The sequence below is a fragment of the Streptomyces sp. NBC_01255 genome (genome assembly GCF_036226445.1).
Classification (GTDB): domain Bacteria; phylum Actinomycetota; class Actinomycetes; order Streptomycetales; family Streptomycetaceae; genus Streptomyces.
Genome location: NZ_CP108474.1, coordinates 1481505 through 1501174, shown reverse-complemented (window position 1 = coordinate 1501174; position 19670 = coordinate 1481505). Strand labels below are relative to the sequence as shown.

Genomic DNA, 19670 nt, shown 5'->3' with positions numbered 1-19670 from the left:
CTCATGTCTCAACTTCGCGCACCCGCCTCGCGGTCCGATCGACGCGAGGGCGGGCGGCACGGCCGGTCGGGCGCCCGCTCCTCCTCCGGCACCCCCAGTACCCCCCCGGCGCAGACATCCGCGCCGCTCCCGACGGAAGCCCGCATACGCCCCCAACTCCTGCGCACCTCCGTGCTCCCCGCCGTCGCGGTGGCCCTGGGCGGCGCGGCGGCCGTCCTCTTCACCATCCGCTCCACGGGCGCCAGTCCCACGCCCGGCCTCTGGGCCGCGCTGACCGGCGCGGCCGCCCTCACCGTCGCCTCCGTGACCGCCGCGGCGCTCGGCGCCGACCGGGCGGCCAAAGCGGTCCTGGACCGCTGTAACGCCCTGCGCCGCTCCAGCGCCCGCGGCCAGAGCGAACTGCGTGCGATCGTCGAACAGTTGCGCCGCGGTGAGGGCCTCCCGCCCCGCCCCGCGACGCCGTCCGGCGCAGCGACGGGTGACGAATTCGACCTGCTGTCACAGGAGTTGAACCGCTCGCACGAGGCTGCCGTGGCCGCCGTCGTCCAGGCGTCCCGACTCTCCAGCAGCGTCGGCAACGAACAGAAGGTCGAGGTCTTCGTCAACCTCGCCCGGCGCCTGCAGTCCCTCGTCCACCGCGAGATCCAGCTCCTCGACGAGCTGGAGAACGAGGTCGAGGACCCGGAGCTGCTCAAGGGCCTGTTCCACGTCGACCACCTGGCCACCCGCATCCGCCGGCACGCCGAGAACCTCGCCGTGCTCGGTGGCGCCATCTCCCGCCGCCAGTGGTCGAACCCGGTCACCATGACCGAGGTGCTCCGCTCCTCGATCGCCGAGGTCGAGCAGTACCCGCGGGTGAAGCTCGTACCGCCGATCGACGGTACGCTCCGGGGCCATGCCGTGGCCGACGTCATCCACCTCCTCGCCGAACTCGTCGAGAACGCGACGCTGTTCTCCGCACCGCACACCACGGTGCTGCTGCGTGCCCAGTACGTCACGGCCGGCCTGGCGATCGAGGTCGAGGACCGCGGCCTGGGCATGCCCGTCACCGAGCAGAACAAGATGAACGCCCTGCTCTCCGATCCCGACCAGGTCAACGTCGCGCATCTGCTCCAGGACGGCCGCATCGGCCTCTTCGTCGTCTCGGCGCTCGCCCGCCGGCACGGCATCGCCGTACGACTCCAGTCGAACATCTACGGCGGCGTCCAGGCCGTCCTCGTCCTGCCGCAGGGCCTCCTCGGCGCCGACCCCGAGGGGCTGGCACAGCACGAGCGCCAGGCCGCCGCGGCCGTCGGCTCCCCGGCGGTCCCGCAAGGTCAGGTGCAGATGCAGCCCCAGCCCCAGGCGCCGGAGCCGGAGCCGGTCCACGCCCCCGAGCCGGTCCAGGCTCCGGTGCCGGTCCAGGTCCCGGCCCACGCCGACGCGCCGTCCCATGCCGACGTCCGGAGCTCCGACCGTCACGACGGGCACCACGACGGGCACTACGAGGGACCCCACTCGGTCCCGCTCTCGGCCCCGGCCGCGGGCCACGTGCCGGCGTACGCCCAGGCCTCCGCGCCGATGGCCGCGCCCGCACCCTCCCCGGAGCGGGCCCCCGCCCGCCACGAGGAGACCCCGTCGTCCGACCCGCTCGCGTACCGCCGTACGAGCACGCACCTGAACGGCCACGTCGACGGCCGAGCGGACGCCGGATCCACCCCCTCGATACCGGCGCAGTCGGTCGGCACCGAGCACCAGGCCCCGCTGCTGCCCCCGGCACCCGAAGCCTCCCGTGCCGAGCCCTCCGGCCGGCCCCTCCTCCCGAAGCGGCGCGCGCAGGAGCACCTCGTCCCGCAGCTGCGCGACGAGCCCGCGGCCCGCAGGCCCGAGGAGCACGCCCTGCACGACCCCGGTCTGATGGCCGCCTTCCAGCGCGGAATCGGCCTCGCCGAATCCCAGCCCGCCCCCCACGAACCGCTGCGTCCAGGCGACGCGCACAAGGAGTAGATCACCATGGCGAGCAATGTGCCGAACGGCCATTCCTCGGATCTCGACTGGCTGCTGAGCGGACTGGTCCAGCGGGTTCCCTACACCCGCAACGCGGTTCTGCTCTCCTCCGACGGCCTCGTGAAATCCGTCCACGGCCTCGACCCCGACGCCGCCGACCACATGGCGGCCCTGGCCTCCGGGCTCTACTCGCTCGGCCGGAGTGCGGGCGCCCGGTTCGGCGACGGCGGCGAGGTCCGCCAGGTGGTCGTGGAACTCGACTCCACGCTCCTGTTCGTCTCCACCGCGGGTTCGGGCACCTGCCTGGCCGTCCTCGCCGGACGCGAGGCGGACGCCGCCGTACTCGGCTACGAGATGGCGATGCTCGTCAAGAGCGTCCGGCCGTACCTGGTCACGCCTGCCCGGCAGGCGGCCGGTGCGGCAGGTGGCATCGGGCAGTGAATGTGACGTCCCACCAGGAAGGGCCCTGGCTCGACGACGCGGCAGGCCGGCTGATCCGGCCGTACACCGTGAGCGGCGGCCGGACCAAGCCCAGCACCGCGCTGGACCTGCTTTCGATGGTGATGGCGACCGGCTCGATCCCGCAGGCCCACATGGGCCCCGAGCACAGCCTGGCACTCGGGCTGTGCGACGGGCCCACCTCGGTGGCCGAGATCGCGGCGCACTTACGGCTGCCGGCCGTCGTCACCAAGGTCCTGCTCTCCGACCTCGTGGACTGTGGGGCGCTCACCGCCCGGGCCCCACGGTTCCACGCCTATTCAACCGACCGTTCCTTGCTGGAGGCAGTGCTCGATGGCCTACGACAACGGCTCTGAGCGCCACGAGAGTTTCGCGACCGACCCCTTCCCCACCGCGCTCAAGATCCTCGTGGCGGGCGGGTTCGGCGTGGGCAAGACGACCTTCGTCGGCGCGGTCAGCGAGATCGAGCCGCTCAGCACCGAGGAGCTGCTGACCTCGGTCAGCGCGGCCACCGACAGCCTGGAGGGCGTGGAGTCCAAGACCACGACCACCGTGGCCATGGACTTCGGACGCATGACGCTCGACGACCGCCATGTGCTGTACCTGTTCGGCACCCCCGGGCAGGAGCGCTTCTGGTTCATGTGGGACGAGCTCTCCGAGGGAGCGCTGGGCGCGGTCGTCCTCGCCGACACCCGCAGGCTCCAGGAGTGCTTCTCCGCCGTGGACTTCTTCGAGCGGCGGGGCATCCGCTTCGTCGTGGCGGTCAACGAGTTCGACGGCGCCTACCGCTACGAGCCGGACGAGGTACGGGCCGCGCTCGACCTCAAGCCGGAGGTGCCGGTCGTCGTCTGCGACGCCCGGATCTCCAGCTCCGGCATCCGTACCCTGCTGACCCTCGTCCAGCATCTGCTCACCACCATCCCGGCCGCCGTGCCGAGCTTCGGAGCCACGACATGACCTACGACCCGACCGGTCATCTCCTGCTGACCCCCATCGACAAGGACGCGCCCGCGCGCGTCCAGCGGCTCCGTGAACTCGGGCTCGGGGAGCGGCCGGACCCGGCGTTCGACGAGTTCGCCCACCGGCTCGCCGACGTGACCGGCGCCCCGTTCTCGATGGTCAACTTCATCGACGAGAACCGGCAGTTCTTCGCGGGGCTGCACACGCCCGAGGGCACCCACTCGGGCAGCGACCTGGGCGCGGCCGCGGCGAACACCGGTGGCGTCGGCCGCTACATGGCCCGCGACCACGGCTACTGCCCGCACGTGGTCGTACGGCGCAAGGCGCTGGTCCTGGAGGACGTCTGCGACTACCCGCGCTTCGCGGGGAACCCGGTCGTCGACGAGATCGGGATCCGCTCCTACATGGGGGCGCCGCTGATCGACCGTACCGGTGTCGCGCTGGGCACGATCTGCGTGGTCGACACCGACGTCCGGCCGTGGGGGCGCGCCGGACTGGAGACGATCAAGGCGATGGCGGCGGAGCTGGTGGAGCAGATCCACCGCCGCGAGGACGGCATGTTCTGACCGGAACCGCGGGAAGGGCACCTGAACCGCGGGGAAGACGGCCGGGGCCCCGGTACGGCGCATGTCGCCGTACCGGGGCCCCGGCCGCATCCGTGCCCGCTCAGGCGTGCGCCGGTTCGAGCTCCGGGGTGCGGACCAGCTCGGAGAGCCGCTCCGACCAACTGCCCTTGTCCTGGCCGAGGGCGACCTCGGCCAGGCGCAGGAGCTGGATGTCGGAGGTGCCGGCCGGGGCGAAGATGTGGTGCGCGTCCCGGAGGTACCGCTCGATCGCCCGGTCCGTGAAGAGGCCGGCGGCGGCGTGGATCTCCATGGCGTTGCGTCCGGAGTCGATCGCCGACTCGACGTTGACGAGCTTCGCGTTCATCAGCTCGGCGTCGCAGGACATGCCCTGGTCGAGCAGGTGCACGGCGTGGTACGCGGCGAGCCGGGCCGTCATCAGCCGGGACTGCATCTGGCCCAGCTTCAGCTTCACCGTGGGCAGGTCGTGGAGCGGCTTGCCGTAGCGGATGCGCTCGGAGGCGAACCGGGTGGTCTCCTCCAGGATCGCCTGGTGGATGCCGAGCGAGACGGCGGTGAGGTTGGCCCGCCCGTACAGCACGCTGGAGGAGTACGCGACGGAGAGGCCGTCTCCCTCGTCGCCGAGGCGGTTGGACGCCGGCACGCGGCAGTTCTCGAAGATCAGCTCGCCGAAGCTGAAGCCGTGGAGACCCATCGCGGGCTGCTGAGGTCCGGTCCTGAACCCGGGGCGATCGGATTCGACCAGGAAGGCCGTGAGTCCCTTCGAACCGGGACCGGTCCTGACCACGACGCCATGCAGATCGCCCACGTGGCTGTTGCCGACGAAGACCTTGCTGCCGTTGAGGATGTAGTCGTCGCCGTCCCGGACCGCGCTGGCGCTCATGCCGAGGACGTGACCGCCGGACTCGGGCTCGGTGACCGCGATGGTCGGCAGGCACTCACCGGCCGCGACGGCCGGGAGCCAGGTCTTGCGCTGCTCGTCACTGCCGAAGTGGACGATCTTGGCGGTGCCCAGCTGCGAGGCCTGGACCATGGCGCCCATCGCGCCGCTGACCCGGGAGAGCTCCTCGATGATGATCGTCTTGGCGAGATGGCCGGCGCCCATACCGCCGTATTCCTGGCTGATTGTCGCGCCTAGCCAGCCCTGCTCGGCGATGAGCCGGGAGAGCTCGTGATGGACTGTCCGAGATGCTTCCATCTCGGCTATCCGTGGCCGAACCTCACGCTCTGCGAAGTCCCGGACCGTCTCCCTGAGCTGATGATGCAGTCGACTGCTGAAGTAGCCGTCCATTCGAGTCCTCCCCTGCGAAACGCCTGCTCGCCCAGTCGATCGAGCAGGTGGTGCATCGGCAGTGGTCCCGTCCCGAACAGGCCGACCTCTTCATGGTGTTGATCTTTCCGGGACGGAGCAATATCGCCACGACTTTTGTCCGAAACGGGAGCTGTTGACGATTGAATCTGACTGTGTTTCGTGTGGTGTTGGCCCCCTTCCGCCGATCCGGAGTCCCTTCCCCGTGGGCATCTTTCTGCCACATGCCAACGGCAACGGATCCGGGGGCATATGGCCATGAGGTCCCAGAGATCTCCACATGAGCCCCTTCGTCACCAAAGGAGCGGCATTCCGGAACTCGCCCCACCCCGTCCCTGCCCCGTGAACACGGGCCTCGCCCCCGCCCTCCCCACTCCGGGACCCCTCCCCACGGGCGCGCGGGCGCACTGAGGGGCGCGCGGAAGCGTTACGGAGAGTGAGCGTCGCACCCCCGGCGCGTGCCCTCGCCCGGGCGCCGGAAAGGGTTCGTGACCACCGTCGAAAGTGCGGTATCGTTCTCATGCGCGTTCGGCCAGGGGAAACCCCAGGTCAGACGGGCATCGGGACGTGGCGCAGCTTGGTAGCGCACTTGACTGGGGGTCAAGGGGTCGCAGGTTCAAATCCTGTCGTCCCGACTCGAAAGAGTCGCAGGTCAGGGCCTGTTTCAGAGTAATCTGAAACGGGCCCTTGATCGTTTTTGGGGATGGCAAAGGCGTTACCCGGTTCTGTCGGCTCCGCGCGCCAAGGAGTCTCGGCGCGGGCGGCCGGCCGTTTGGTGAGGTCGCCCGGGTGGTGTCACGCCGGACGATCTCGTAGCCTCCCTCGTCCAGCATCGCGACGGAGGCGAACCGGGCGGGTGCTCAGCGGGCTCGAAGGCGGACCGGGAGGTGCTCCAGGCCGTTGACGACGATGGACTCCACCGGGACGGCCGGGCCCGTCTGTTCGACGGTCTTCACCATGTCGAGGAGTTCGGAGAAGAAGATCCGCATTTCCGCCCGTGCCAGCATCCCGCCGAGGCAGAAGTGCTGTCCGGCGCCGAGCGCGAGATGGCGGTTGGGTGTGCGCGTGATGTCGAACCGGTCCGGGTCCGTGAAGACGCGCTCGTCGCGGTTGGCCGAGGGGATCCACAGCACCACGCGGTCGCCCGCGTCGAGCCGCTGGTCCCGCAGGAGCACCGGCTCGGTGACCGTGCGCATGACGTGGGTGGCGGTCGACGTGAACCGCAGTACCTCCTCGACCGCCGTCGGCAGCAACTCCCGTTCCGTACGAAGACGTTCCCAGTCGTCCGAGTGGTCGAGGAAGACGCGGAGCCCGCTCGACACGGCGAGCCGGACGTTCTCGGTGCCGCCCACGAGCAGGTTGTCGCAGTTGAGCAGCACCTCCTCTTCGGTGAGCAGCTCCCCGTCGATCTGGCCCGTCACCAGGGCGCTCACCAGATCGTCGGCCGGGCTGTCCATTCGCTGGTACATGAGCTCGGTGAAGTACTGCATGATCTGCAGGTGGGCGGCGCCGCGGATCTCCGGCTCGCCGGCGGCGAACGCCAGCTTGGTGAGGGAGAAAAGTAGTTCCTGCTCCTCGTCCGGCACGCCCATCAGCCCGCAGATGACGTACAGGGGCAGTCGCGCCGCGACCTCGGTGACGAAGTCGCACTCCTCCAGCTCGATCGCGTGCGCCAGGACGTTCCGTACCGCTTCCCGCATCGACTCCTCAAGGGCACGCACCGAGCGGGTCGTGAACCAGTCGGCCACCAGGTTGCGCAGCGCCTTGTGCCGGGGCGGGTCGGTGAGCGCCAAGGTCCGGCCGCCGCCCACGTCCGTGCCGTGCGCGGTGGGCCGCAGGAGAATCCCCTGGGCAGAGCTGAAGACCCGGGCGTCGCGGCTGACGGCACGGATGTCCTCGTACCGGGTGAGGGACCAGAAGCCCGGGTAGCGGGTGGGCTCGTGCCAGTGCATCGGGTCGTGCTCGCGCAGCGCGCGCCACACGGCGTGCGCCGAGTCGTCCGCGTGGAACCCGGGGTCGGTCAGACGGGCCGGATCAAGGACGGAGGGCATCATGACCGGTCTCCCGACGGAATGGTGCGAAGCAGCTCGGCGAGGCCCTTGACGAGGCTGTGTGCCACGTCGTGCGACACGGCGTCGGGGCGGTGGTTGACGACCAGCCGCAGCCGTCCGTCGGCCAGCGGCCATACCTCGGTCTGGACCTCCAGCGGAACTTCGAGGTAACGCGGCCGTACGAACTCCGTCGTCAGACCGTCGAGCGGCAGCTCGGGCACCGGGTTGTCCTGAAGGACGAACAGGGTCTGGAAGAGCGGGGCCCGGCCGGTGCGGGGCGGGTTCACCAGACGCACCACCTCGTCGAAGGCGAGGTCCTGGGCGGCGAAGCTCCGGTCGACGATCCGGGCGGTCGCGGCGACGGCCTCGGGGTCCGCGCCCAGGGCGGCACCGCGCAGCCGGATGCAGGCCATGTCGATGTGGCAGCCGACGGCGCTCTCCAGGTCGCCGTCCTGACGCTGGGAGGCCGGAATTCCGACGGCGAAGTCCTCGCCCCCGGTCAGGTCGGCGAGCAGCCGGCCGTAGCGGGACAGCAGCAGGGTGAAGCGGGTGACCCCGAACCGGGCGGCCGCCCTGTCGAGGCGTGCCACGCTCTCCCTCTCCAGGATCACCTCGCACCGGCCCGGCGGGACCTTCCCCCCGGTTGCGGGGAACCCCGGCCAGTTCACCTCCGGTACGCCGGTCAACTCCTCGATGAGCCACTGGCGTTGACTGTCCACATCGGCAAGGGCGAGCCGATCCGTCCGTAGCCGGTGTGTCATCGCCGCGGTGGGCGCCTTGGGCCGCGCGGACGCCTGGCCGGTGCGGACACGCTCCCCGTACGCCTCGGCGAGGTCCGCGGCCAGGATGGACTCCGACCCGCCGTCGAAGGCGATGTGGTGCACGACGCAGCCGAGGACATGGCCGCTTGTCGGCGAGGCGCCGTCGAGCGGCACCAGGACGGTACGCCAGACGTCCCCCTCGGTGATCTCCAGCGGCTCGGCAAGGGTCTCCCGCAGGAGTTCGACGGCGGACTCCCGGTTCGGGGCGGCGGCAAGCACTTCGAGCACGGGGCCGGGAGCGTCGACCGGGCGGCAGACGGGCTCGGGGTCGAGCAGATAGGCCGAGCCGAGGACCTCGTGCCGCCGGTGGACGTCCCCGACCGCCGCTTCGAGGGCGTCCAGGTCGAGTTCCCCCGCGACGGTCCACAGCAGCAGACAGTGCGCGGAGCGGTCGTCGGGGTCGAGGAGGTGCCGGGTCAGATACACGCTCTGCATGGGCGTGAGCGGTACGTCCCCGTCCGGTGCCGTCCCGTCGTCGGTGTGTTCCGTCCCAGCCGTGTCGCGCAGCCATGCGGCGAGCGCACGGGCGGTCGCATGCTCGTACATGCGCGTCAGCGGTACGGGCCGCCGGAGTTCGGTGGACAGCCGTGCGCACACCCGGCCGGCACCCAGGGAGGTCCCGCCGAGTTCGGTGAAGGTCAGGTCCGGGGGCACCGTGTCGACGCCGAGCACACCGGCGAACACCCGGGCGACCCGCCGGACGTCGGGGTCCTCCTCCGTGCCGGACGGGTCCGGGAGGTCCCACGACTCCGCCGGCGCGGCGTGCGCGCGGGCCAGCTCGAGGAGCGCGCGCTCGTCCAGCTTTCCCCTGCCCGTCACGGGGAACGAAGGGACGCTGATCACGGCCTCCGGGCGCTGGTAGTGCACGAGGGCCGCGCGCAGCTCCCCGGCGGCGGTCTCCAGCGCGTCACCGGGAACGTGCGGCACACAGTAGGCGAGCAGCGCCTCGACGACACCCTCGTCGTCCCGACGCGCCACCACGCGGCAGTGCCGGACGGCGGGCAGCAGCCGCTCGATCTGCCGTTCCACTTCGGCCGGTTCGACCCGGTGGCCGCGTATCTTCACCTGCCGGTCGACGCGGCCGCGGTAGTGGAGCACCCCCTCGTCGTCGAACTCGCCCAGGTCGCCGGTGCGGTAGACCCGTACGGTCCGGCCGTCGACCGTCACCTCGGGGAAGCGCGCCGCGGTGAGTTCGGGGTCGCCGAGATAGCGCAGGGCGAGGCCCTCGCCCGAGACGCAGATCTCGCCGTCGAGGAGGTGGATCCGGGTACCGGGCACGGGACGGCCGACGGGGATGCCGCCGGACCGGTCGCAGTCGCCCTCGACGATCCGATGGGTGGTGGAGAGCGCGGTGTTCTCGGCCGGGCCGTAGCCGTTGAGCAGCGTCACACCGGGATGCCGGCGGAGGAAGGCGCGTACGTGCGGGACGGAGAGGCGCTCCCCGCCGATCATGAGCTGGGTCAGCCCGGCGAAGGCGTCCGGGTCCTCGTCCACGATCATGTTGAACAGGCTGCTGGTCAGCCACACGGTGTTCACGCCGTGCGCGGTCACCCCCTCGCGCAGGGCCTGGGCGGACAGGTACGGCTCGCCGATGATCAGTGCGGTGCCGCCGCGGAGCAGTGCTCCCCACAGTTCGAACGAGAACATGTCCCAGGGCAGCGCCGCGGCCATCGGCATGACCGTGTCCTCCGCGAACCGGGCGAACGTGCCGGGGCGTACGAGCCGGCTCAGGGCCCGGTGCGGGACCACCACGCCCTTGGGCCTCCCCGTCGTCCCCGAGGTGAAGAAGACGCAGGCCGGAGCCGTCTCCTGCACGTCGGCCGGCCGGAAGCCGGTGGCCGGTCCCGGCAGACCGGCCGGGGCGTCGGCCACGGACCACACCGGCATCCCCGTGGGCACCCCGGCACTCCCGGGGCCCGCCACGATCAGCCGGGCGTCCAGGTCCTCGACGATCTCCCGGATGCGCTGCTCGGGCCATCCCGCGTCCAGCACCGCGTAGGCGGAGCCCAGTTTGAGGATCGCCAGGACCGCGACGACCAGGTCCACGCCCCGGGGCAGCAGGACCGGCACCAGCTCACCGGGGCCGACGCCCTGCCGGGCGAGCGACTCCGCCCAGGCGTCGGCCCGGCGGTCCAGCTCCCCGTAGCCGACCGAGCGGGCGCCGGACACCAGAGCGGTGGCCCCGGGCCGGGCCTCGGCGTGCCGGCGTACCGCCGCGTGCAGCGACGTCATGACCGGCTCCCCGCGCCGACGATCTCGCGCAGGGCGCGACCGAACGTCTCGATCTCCTCCACCGTGTTGTAGTAGTGCACCGAGGCGCGGACGGCCGTCTCCACACCGCGTTCGGCCATGTAGATCGGGGTGTGGTTGCCGACGATCTTCCAGACGTTGATACGCCGCTCGCCGAGGCGCCGTCGGATCTCGTCGGCGGGGATGTCCGCGTGCCGGAAGGACACGATGCCCGACTGCACCTCTCCAGGGGCGATGAGTTCGATGCCGGGGGTCCGCTCCACGGTCTCGCGCAGCGCCCGGAACACGTCCTTGTGGTCGAAGGGGCTGCCCGACTCGAAGAGAGTGAGCGCGGCGTTGAGGCCGGCCACCGCGGCGGTGGTGCGCTCGGCGAGCTCCAGGCCGCGGGCGCTCGGGTCCGTGACCCGGTAGCCGGTGGGCGAGTCGACGTGCGCCACGTGCAGATCGTGGAAGTCGGTGATCAGCGCCTCGCGCAGCCGCGGCGCCACGTAGGCGAAGGCGGTGCCGCGCGGACCCCGCATGAACTTCCGGCCGGCGCCGGTCAGCAGCTGGCATCCGATCCGGGAGACGTCGACCGGGACCTGGCCGATCGACTGGCACGCGTCCACGGCGTAGAAGCAGCGGTAGGGGGCGAGGATGCGGCCGATCTCCTCCACCGGGTTGACGATGCCGCAGCCGGACGGGATGTGGGTGACCGACACCAGGGCCACGTCGTCGGCGATGTGTGCGGCCATCCACTCCAGATCGAGGTCGCCGCCCGGCAGGGTGGGGACGACCTCGATCCGGCAGCCGGTCCGGTCGCGCAGGGAGAACAGGGAGATGAGGTTGCCCGCGTACTCGTACGGGGTGACCCAGACGCGGTCGGCGGGGCCGAGCCGCAGCTTGGGCACGACCGCGCACCAGGCCCGGGTCGCGCTGTCGAACAGGGCGACGTCCTCGACCGGGGCGCCGATCGCCCGGGCGAGCCGCTGGTAGACCTCGCCCTGCAGCAGGTCGTCCAGGGACTCCTCGGTCTCGTAGCAGCCGATCGCCGCCTCACGCGCGATGCAGGCCTCCATGGCCGCGCGGACGGTGTCGGGCATCAGCCCGGCGCCCGCCGTGTTGAGGTGAACGAGCCTGTCTTCGGCCTGACGTACGCCTTGCTCTGCCATTTCGTGCTCCATCGTTCTCGAATCGACCTGTCCGACCATGATCGCCGGACACGTCCTGGCTTCCGGACGTCTGCTGTGGGGGCTGTCCGACAGTCCCTAGTAGCCGGCCCCGACGGTGCGCTCTCCCCGGTCGGCGAGGTCCGCGAGTGCCGTGAGCACCATCGGCGGGTGCTCCGCGAGCCGGTGCAGCAGGTGCAGCCACCAGTTCTCGCCGTACGTCGCGTAGATCCGGCACGCGAATCCGGCGTCCCGGTATTCGCGCAGCAGGGAGGGACGTACGCCGTGCAGCATCTCGATCTCGTCGACCCGCGACAGAAGACCGCTGGCTTTCGCCTGGGCCAGCATCTCGGGGTCCTGGGTGGCGAGGCTCAGCCGGACACCCGCGTCGACGAGCTGCTCCGCGAAGCGGAGGTAGCGGGCGTCGAGCGCCGGACCGCGGCCGAGGGCGACATCGGCCGGCTCCTGGAAGGCGCCCTTGACGAGGCGCACGCGGCGGCCCGGCCTGGCGACCGCCGCGATGTCCTGCTCGCTCCGGTACAGATGGGCCTGGAGGGTGATGCCGACGTTCTCGTACCGCTCGGCGAGGTCCCGATACACGCCGAGCACCGCGTCGACGGCCGGCGAGCGCTCCATGCTCAGCACGACCTCGCAGCCCTTGGCGGCCGCGGCCTCCACGATCCGGGCGCTGTTCTCCAGGGCGAGTTCGCGGGACACGGTGAGGCCCACGTTGGACAGGTCGAAGCCGAGCTGGCCCGGCACCGGGTCGTGTGCGAGCACGGACAGGTACTCCTGGACGACCTGCTCGATCTGGGCGGGGTCGGAGTTCTCCTCTCCGACGAACTCGACGGTGATTCCGTAGGACTTCTCGCGGAGTACCGCGAGGTGCCCGAGGAACTCGTCCCGGTCGGCGGCCAGTACGTACCGGCGTGCCGCGGGCGACAGGATGTCCTGGAGGACGGAGCCGGGCGCCGTGAAGGCGCTGCGGCACCGCTCGTCGGCGGCCAGGGCACGCAGTCCCCGGGAGGCGGCCTCGTGCAGCACGCGCTGCGAGGGCTCGGAGTTCATGACGCTACCTCGAACTTTCCCTGAGAGGGACATGGGAGGAATACGGGGAGGGGGCAGGGGACAGGGGAGCGAACTGCCCCGTCACGCCTGCGGGGTGGCGGAGGAGGAGGCGGCCGCGAGCAGCATGACGCGGGCGAAGGTGGGTTCGGCCGTCTCGGGTTCACCGCCGTCCTTGCGCCACTGGCGGTACTTGGCCGCGTAACTGATGACGGTCTCCTTGTCGCGGCGCGAGCGGGGCCGGGTGAAGGCGCCGGCCCACAGTCCGTCCCAAGCGGCGTAGACCGGGTCGCGCAGCAGCACGCGGTGGGCGCGCCCGAGGTTCCAGTGCGGAATGCCGGCGTTCATGTGGTGGACAAGGTGATAGCGGTCGTTGTGACGGCTGATCAGGAACTGCTCCAGGAAGCGCCCGTGTCGGTTCCGGGTGAGGAGGACCTGGTGCTTCTCGCTCTCGGGCATCGGATAGTGCTCGGACAGCTCGGCGAGCCAGCCGATGGCCACGTTCGTGGTGAACATCGGGACGAACCAGAACAGCAGCAGTTCCGGCAGCCACCCGAACCAGGCGCACAGCCCGAAGACGGCCGCCCACTGGGTGAGGAACACCGCACGCTCGGTCCGCAGGGGCACGGGGACGGACACGCTGATCTGGGAGCTGTCGCAGAAGACCCGTTCGCGGGCTATGTAGCCGAGGTAGGCGAACGTCCGCAGACCCAGGACGGACAGGATCACTTCCCGCAGGAAGAAGTGCCGGTCGGAGCGCTCCGTGTCGTAAAGGCCGCACGCGATGTGGAACGCGTAGTCGGGATCGTTCTCCGCGTCGCCCAGGTTGCGGTGGTGGTTGCCCACGTGGGAGCTGCGGTAGGGACCGTACAGGTGCCACACGAGATAGCCCGAGAACACGGACCCGCCCAGCAGGTTCAGCGTCTTGCCACGGGCGAAGGTCTTGTGGCTGGACTCGTGCAGGAAGTGGGCGAGGAAGCGCTGTACGGAGCCGATGACGACCAGGGCCACCGGATAGAACCAGTACGAGACGCCGACGCACAGGGCCACGGAGGCGGCGATCAGGGCGTACTCGGCGAGCACCGCGAGCGGGCCGTGGTGGTTGTCGAGGCGGCAGAGTTCCCGGAGTTCCTTTCTCACTCCGGGTTCGAGCCGGTCGAAGTTGAGTTGCTCGATTGCGGACATGCCCGTCCTTCTGTTGATTCGCGCTGTGTGATGTGTTCTTTCGGGCGGGGGAGGGGGGAAGGCGCGAGGCGGGGCGGCGGATCAGGTCCCGGGGGTGAAGCCCAGGACGCGCCCGTACAGCTCCAGCTCCGCCTGGAGGGAGGCGACGACGGTGGCCGATCGCCGGAAACCGTGTCCCTCGCCCTCGAAGGTCAGATAGCGGTGCGCGACACCCGATCCGTCGAGCAGGGCGAGCAGCCGCTCGGCCTGGGCCGGCGGGCAGACGGTGTCGTCGAGCCCCTGGAGCAGCACGAAGGGAGCCCGGATGCGGGACGCCCCGGCCAGCGGGGACTGCGCCTCGTAGCGGTCCTTCGCGGCGGGCCAGGGACCGATGAGCCCGTCGAGGTAGCGGGATTCGAAGTCGTGCGTGCCCTGGGTGCGCCAGCCGACCGCGTCGAGCACCGGGTAGTAGATGCCCGCCGCCTTGTAGAGGTCCGGCTCGGCTCCGAGCGACGCCGCCGCCGTCCAGCCGCCGGCGCTGCCGCCGCGGATCGCGACCCGGTCCGCGGAGGCCAGGCCGTCCGCGATCAGACCGCGGATCGCGGTGGCGCAGTCGCGTACGTCGGTCACGCCCCAGGTCTCGCGCAGCCGCTCGCGGTAGGCCCGGCCATAGCCGGTCGAACCGCCGTACTGCACGTCGATCACACCGATGCCACGGCTGGTGAAGTAGTTGATCTCCTGATTCTGCGTCAGGTACGAGCGGCCGGTGGGGCCGCCGTGCGCGAAGACCAGCCAGGGCGGCAGTTCGTCCTCGGGCCCGCTGAACTCGGGGTTCGCCGGCGGATAGACGTGGGCGTGCACCGCCTCGCCGTCCGGGCCCCGGTACGTACGCCGGTGCGGCGTGCTCGCCCAGGCCTCCGTGCCCGCGTCCGCCGGGGCGCGCAGCACCTCGACCGCGCCGCTTGCCGGATCGGTCAGGACGACGGTACGGCGCTGGTCCGGTCCCGCGGACACCGCGGCGATCCGTCGGCCGTCCGTCGCGGGGAAGAACCATTCGGTGGCAGCGCCCGAGCAGTCCGTGAGCCGCCCGTCCGGGGTGAGGACGCCGAGCCGGCGCTCCCCGACCCCGTGGAGCACGGCCAGACCGCCGTCGTCGAGCGGCAGGAGCCATCGCAGGCCGATCCGCCACATGGCGTCACCGAACTCCTCGGCACGCCCGCACAGTTCGCGGGATCCGCCGTCCGGCAGGATCTCGTGGACGTTCCACCAGCCCTGGGGGTCGGTGACCGCGTAGAACCGTCCGGACCCGTCGGCCGCCCATTCGACCTGGGTGATCGACTCCTGGCCGCCGCCCGCGAGCCTGACCGGCTCGGTCAGCGTGCCGTCGGCCGTGATGGACGCGCTCATCAGGTCGGTGGAGTCCCAGGGCATCGCCGGATGGTTCCAGCCGAGCCAGGCCACCCTGCTCCCCCCGGGTTCGATCCGGGGGCCCGTCAGGAAGTCATGGCCGGACGCCAACTCCCGTACCGCGGAGGGGTCGTCGTGCGCGCTGCCGTCGAGCGGGAGTGCCACCAGGTGCCGCACAGCCCGCAGAGCGGCCTCGTCGGACACGGCTTCGCGCAGACACCAGACCTCGTCCCCGTGCACGGCGAAGTCGGCGTACCGCAGCTCGCCGGGCCACGCTCCGGCGGGGCTGAGCGGAACCGGGTCGGTCCCCGGCCGCCAGCGGTAGACCCGCTGGTCGGCGGCGTGCGTGAAGACGATGCCGTCCTCGGCGTCGCGGGACAGCGGCAGCCAGGGCCGGCCGCCGTACTCGATCACCCGTGTACGGACGTCCCAGCCGGGCGGCAGCGCCTCGGCGATCCCGGCGGGGGTGTGCCTCACGAGCGCGGCCCGTCCGCCTTCCTCGGGCCGCACCTCGGTCCACCAGACCTCCGCGCCGACGAAGCCGACCCATTCGACGAGGGCCTCGCCCGTGGCCGCGTCCTCGGCGCCGATCGGTGACGGCCAGCTGCCGTACGGGGCTGTCCTGCGCTGCCCGCTCATGCCTGCCCGCCTTCCCCAGCCGCGACCTGCGCGGAGCCGTACGCGATGCGCGGGATGCCGGGGGCGGTGCTGTCGAGCCGGTACTCCTGGACGACGGGGTCCTCACTGACCCAGAAGTGGCCGTCGAGGTCGGTCCAGTCACACAGGCCCGCGAGCTGCGCGGCGTACGCGATGGCACGCGGCGGCTCCAGGAAGCAGCCGAGCATCCGGGCGCCGTCGAGTTCGCCGGCCCGGGTGAGGGCGGCGAGCGCGGGAAGGAGCCCGCCGAAGCGCATCAGCTTGACGTTGACTCCGCCGGCGGTCCTGGCGGCCTCCTCGGCGCCGTCGAGGGAGTCGATGCCCTCGTCGAGGATGACGGTGGTGGCGGGCAGGGCCCGGCGAATCTCCTCGATGAGGCGCGGGTCGCGGGCGGGATCCTCCAGTACGGCGGGGGCGAGTTCGTGCACGAGCGGACGCAGCCGCTCCCACTCGGCCCGTTCCCAGCCGCCGTTGACGTCCAGGATCAGGGGCCCGGCGGCGCCGACGAGGGAACGCAGCACGCTCTCGTCCTGCGGTCCGCCGAGCTTGATCTTCAACGGGCGCCCGTCGGTCGGGATCTCCTCACCGATCGGGACCGTGTGCAGCAGCTCGATCCGGCCGGGGTCGGGCAGTCCGAGGAGCTGCCACAGGGGCACTCCGGCCAGCCGGGCGGCCCGGTCGAGGAACGCCATCTCGACGAGCATCCGGGCGGGTGCCCCGACACCGTCGGCGGCGGCCCGCGCAAGGCGCGTGGAGAGCCAGGCCACCTGGTCGTCGCCGTGGTACGCGGCGGCGTCGGCGACCAGGGAGCGGGCGAGGCCCTCCGCCTCGGCCGCGATGACGGGCCCGTTCTGGCCGTAGCCGAGGTCCGCGGCGATCTCCCCCTCGCCGAGGACCCGCTCGTCGGTGTCGAGCAGCCGGAGGCGCACGATGTCGACGGTCTCGATCGTCATGTGGGAGATCTGGAACGAGCTGGTGAGCGGCCGGGGTTCGAGCGTCACGAAGACGGCCGCGGTGCCGGCGGACTCCGTGGCGGCGACGGCGACGGCGGACTCTGCGGCGGCATCGATGCCGGCGGACTCCGAGGCGGCATCGGTGTCGGCGGGGTGCGTGACGGAGGGGGATTCGGCCGGCTCCGTCACCCAGCGCAGGGAACCGGCGAGTTCCGCGGCCAGGGCGCGGGCGGCCTCGGGCGTGTCGGCGCCCACCACGACGACGCCCACCCGGTCCTCGCCGCTGCGGTAGGGGTGGACCAGGTCACCGGGGGAGACCAGCAGATCGGTGTGGAGCACCGCCGGGTGGTCGCGCAGTTCCTCCCACCCCTCCACGGAGACCAGTCGGCCGGGCGGCGGTGCGAAGTACCGGGAGGCCGCAGCACGGACCGGACCCTCGGGGAGCTCGACGGGGCGGCCGAGCATGTCGTCGTACACGGTCCCGTACAGCTCGAGGCCGGGACGGGTGTGCGTCAGCATCCGGTGGATCCAGCCGCCGCCGATCCGGGAGTGGACCTCGCCGAGGACGATGCCGTCCCCGGTGCGCCACAACTCGACGTGGAAGAGGCCGAAGCGGAGGCCCAGGGCGGTCAGCGCGGCGCGGACCTGCTCCTCGATCTCCTCGCGGGCCTCATCCCGCAGGGGCGCCGGCAGGACGTGCCCGATCTCTACGAAGTGCGGGGGTGCCAGCTTCTCCTTCGCCGTGACGGCGAGGACCGCGGGCCGGCCACCGATGAAGACGCCCTCGGCGCTGAACTCCTCGCCCTCCACGAACTCCTCCACGAGGAAGGGGAGATGAGGCTCGGGAAGTTCCGCGATCGCGGCGCGGAAGCCGTCCGCCTCCGTCACCTTGCGGACGCCCTCGCTGTCCGAGCCGTCGCGCGGCTTGACCACCCAGGGACCGGTGCCGGTGCCGAGGGCGAAGGCGCGGGCCTCGGCCTCGTCGGCGCAGACGGCGACGGCGGGCTGCCGGAATCCGGCGGCGGTGAGGGCCGCCCGGCAGGCGTCCTTGGTACGGACCCGGCGGACGGCCTCGGGCGGATTGCCGGGGAGCCCGAGGGCCAGCGCGGTGTCCGCCACGGCCTGCTGGGCCATCTCCCGTACACCGAAGACGAGATCGACACGGTGGTCCTTGGCCAGGTCGCTCGCCCACTCGGCGGTGCCGGCCGGGTCCTCGAAGTCGACGGCGGACACCTGGTCGGCGTTCTCCCCGACCTCACGGGTGGCTTCCAGCGTGTCGGCCTGATTGGTCACGTGCGTACGCATGCCGCGTGCACGGGCCTGGGCCAGCGCCTCGACGGCGACGTCGATGCTGAGGGTCATCGCGCCGCCGCCACCGATCAGCAGCAGACGCGGCGCGTCCGTGGATTCCGGGGCGGTCCCGGGCGCGGTGGTCTCGGGCGTGGTGGTTCGGGAGGTCACTTGCCGGCCTCCGAACCTTCGGCGAGGCGGTACACACGGTCCTTGAGCTGCTGGATGCGCGCGTAGTCCTCCCGCAGCCGCTCCGCCGACTCGTGGACGGTGTAGGCCACGAGGGTCGAGGTGTAGAGGTCCACCGTGGGGCGGATGGGACCGCCCGGCCGGAGCTTGGCGCGCAGGAAGTGGACCGACTCCAGGGCCTCGATCTCGTCGAACACGTCCTGGTCGATGCTGTCGACGATCCCGTCGAGCTCGGTGGCGGTGTCGATCACCGCTGCCTCGCGCAGCTTGCGGTACGTGCGGTCGCCGTACTCCGCGAGGAACTCGGCGGGCCGCGCGTAGGCGAGGGCCGTCATGTCGGCCTGGTTGACCCCGTGGCACAGGTCGTTGAACGCGGGGAGCACCCCGCCGCTGAGCCGGGCGCCGATCTCGACGAGCGCGGGGCCCTCCTCGGTCATGATGACCTCGGCGTGGACCGGGCCGTACGCGATGCCGAGCGCCGAGAGGACCTCGCTCGTGTAGGCGACCAGTTCGGGCACCGGGCTCGACTCGGGAGAGCAGAGCGTCTCCTGGTCGTAGATGCGGTGCGTACCGCGCAGGCGCTTGTGGTACTGCCAGACACCGGTGCAGTAGCGCCGGCCTTCGTACGACACGGTGTCGACCATGTACTCCTCCCCCTGGAGGAAGGACTGGACCAGCACCTCGTCATTGGTCTCGAAGAAGATGTTCTGCGTGCCCAGAACGGCTTCCGCGGCCTTGCGGACCTCCTCGGGCCCTCGGCAGACGGCCACACCCTCGGTCGCGGCGGAGGACAGCGGCTTGACGACCACGGGGTACTCGCCCCGGCGCTCCGCCCAGTCCACCAGAGCCTGCGGGTCGCCGCTCCTGAATTGCTCGGCGCAGCGCAGGCCGGCGCGGCGCAGCGCCTCGATCATCTCGTACTTGTCACGGCGGGCAGCCGAGAGCGCGGTGCCGTTGGTCGGCAGTCCGAGCCGCTCGGAGAGCTCGTCCGCGAGGGGGACTCCGGGCTCCTGGCCCGGAACCACGCAGATCGGCCGGAACTCGGCCAGGCGCGCCGCGGTCTCCTCGGGGGTGCCGTACGGGATCACGGCCTTGTAGGCGGTGAGATCGGGCAAGGTCATCGACGTCATCAGCTCGGGAGTGCTCTGGACGTGCACCACGTCCACGCCGAGCCTGTCGAAAGCCGGTGGCAAGTGATTGCCAGTCGTGTAAGCGTCCACCAGCACTGCGATGGGGCGTGCTTCAGCACTCCTCATTAGTCTCCACCCTGGGTCATGGGTTTGGTGGGCAGCCGTTGCTGGCGCCTCAGATTCCCAATGCGAGGCAAGAGATTGCCATGAGATCTTCCAGCTTGGCAACACTATCCAAGTGGCATGT

Annotated in this window: 14 protein-coding genes and 1 tRNA gene; 6 read left to right on the top strand and 9 right to left on the bottom strand. The window is 71.3% G+C overall.

What is annotated here, in order from left to right:
• The first annotated feature begins 3 nt into the window (after positions 1-3).
• Genes OG357_RS06395 through OG357_RS06375 form a run of 5 tightly spaced genes read left to right on the top strand, consistent with a single transcriptional unit; the run spans position 4 to position 3971 of the window.
• Complete coding sequence (locus OG357_RS06395; RefSeq protein WP_329620208.1) at positions 4-1986, top strand: ATP-binding protein; 1983 nt, start codon at positions 4-6, stop codon at positions 1984-1986.
• 6 nt (positions 1987-1992) lie between these two features.
• Complete coding sequence (locus tag OG357_RS06390; protein WP_317600976.1) at positions 1993-2427, top strand: roadblock/LC7 domain-containing protein; 435 nt, start codon at positions 1993-1995, stop codon at positions 2425-2427.
• Positions 2424-2801: a DUF742 domain-containing protein gene (locus tag OG357_RS06385; protein WP_443066635.1), complete on the top strand. Its 378-nt coding sequence runs from the start codon at positions 2424-2426 to the stop codon at positions 2799-2801. Before OG357_RS06390 ends, OG357_RS06385 begins: the two co-directional genes overlap by 4 nt.
• On the top strand, positions 2779-3402 hold the full coding sequence (locus OG357_RS06380) for a GTP-binding protein (protein ID WP_317600978.1): 624 nt from the start codon (positions 2779-2781) through the stop codon (positions 3400-3402). Before OG357_RS06385 ends, OG357_RS06380 begins: the two co-directional genes overlap by 23 nt.
• Positions 3399-3971: a GAF domain-containing protein gene (locus tag OG357_RS06375; RefSeq protein ID WP_056646873.1), complete on the top strand. Its 573-nt coding sequence runs from the start codon at positions 3399-3401 to the stop codon at positions 3969-3971. Before OG357_RS06380 ends, OG357_RS06375 begins: the two co-directional genes overlap by 4 nt.
• 100 nt (positions 3972-4071) lie before the next feature.
• Here the strand turns inward: OG357_RS06375 and OG357_RS06370 are convergent, their stop codons facing one another.
• Positions 4072-5280, bottom strand: a complete 1209-nt coding sequence (locus OG357_RS06370) for an acyl-CoA dehydrogenase family protein (protein WP_329620207.1) — start codon at positions 5278-5280, stop codon at positions 4072-4074.
• A 579-nt stretch (positions 5281-5859) separates the two neighbouring features.
• On the opposite strand from OG357_RS06370, the gene OG357_RS06365 reads away from it, so the two are divergent.
• Positions 5860-5933: transfer RNA gene (locus OG357_RS06365), tRNA-Pro, on the top strand.
• A gap of 225 nt (positions 5934-6158) precedes the next feature.
• On the opposite strand, the gene OG357_RS06360 is transcribed toward OG357_RS06365, so the two are convergent.
• From OG357_RS06360 to OG357_RS06325, 8 genes are all read right to left on the bottom strand, one after another.
• On the bottom strand, positions 6159-7352 hold the full coding sequence (locus OG357_RS06360) for a cytochrome P450 (protein ID WP_329620206.1): 1194 nt from the start codon (positions 7350-7352) through the stop codon (positions 6159-6161).
• Entirely contained in the window at positions 7349-10402 is a 3054-nt protein-coding gene (locus tag OG357_RS06355; protein ID WP_329620205.1) for an AMP-binding protein, read from the bottom strand. The genes OG357_RS06360 and OG357_RS06355 overlap by 4 nt, the downstream gene beginning before the upstream one ends.
• A complete protein-coding gene (locus OG357_RS06350; RefSeq protein WP_329620204.1) occupies positions 10399-11571 on the bottom strand; it encodes an aminotransferase class V-fold PLP-dependent enzyme in 1173 nt (390 codons plus the stop codon). Before OG357_RS06350 ends, OG357_RS06355 begins: the two co-directional genes overlap by 4 nt.
• A 96-nt stretch (positions 11572-11667) precedes the next feature.
• Positions 11668-12636 (bottom strand): proline dehydrogenase family protein, encoded by a 969-nt coding sequence (locus OG357_RS06345; RefSeq protein WP_329620203.1) that lies wholly within the window; start codon positions 12634-12636, stop codon positions 11668-11670.
• A gap of 81 nt (positions 12637-12717) precedes the next feature.
• The gene (locus OG357_RS06340) at positions 12718-13818 is read right to left on the bottom strand and encodes a fatty acid desaturase family protein (protein WP_329620202.1); all 1101 of its coding nucleotides are present in this window, start codon (positions 13816-13818) and stop codon (positions 12718-12720) included.
• Between the two features lie 81 nt (positions 13819-13899).
• Entirely contained in the window at positions 13900-15843 is a 1944-nt protein-coding gene (locus tag OG357_RS06335; RefSeq protein ID WP_329620201.1) for a S9 family peptidase, read from the bottom strand.
• Positions 15840-18275: an ATP-grasp domain-containing protein gene (locus OG357_RS06330; RefSeq protein ID WP_329620200.1), complete on the bottom strand. Its 2436-nt coding sequence runs from the start codon at positions 18273-18275 to the stop codon at positions 15840-15842. Before OG357_RS06330 ends, OG357_RS06335 begins: the two co-directional genes overlap by 4 nt.
• The gene (locus OG357_RS06325) at positions 18272-19549 is read right to left on the bottom strand and encodes an ATP-grasp domain-containing protein (RefSeq protein WP_329620199.1); all 1278 of its coding nucleotides are present in this window, start codon (positions 19547-19549) and stop codon (positions 18272-18274) included. Before OG357_RS06325 ends, OG357_RS06330 begins: the two co-directional genes overlap by 4 nt.
• Between the last annotated feature and the right edge of the window lie 121 nt (positions 19550-19670).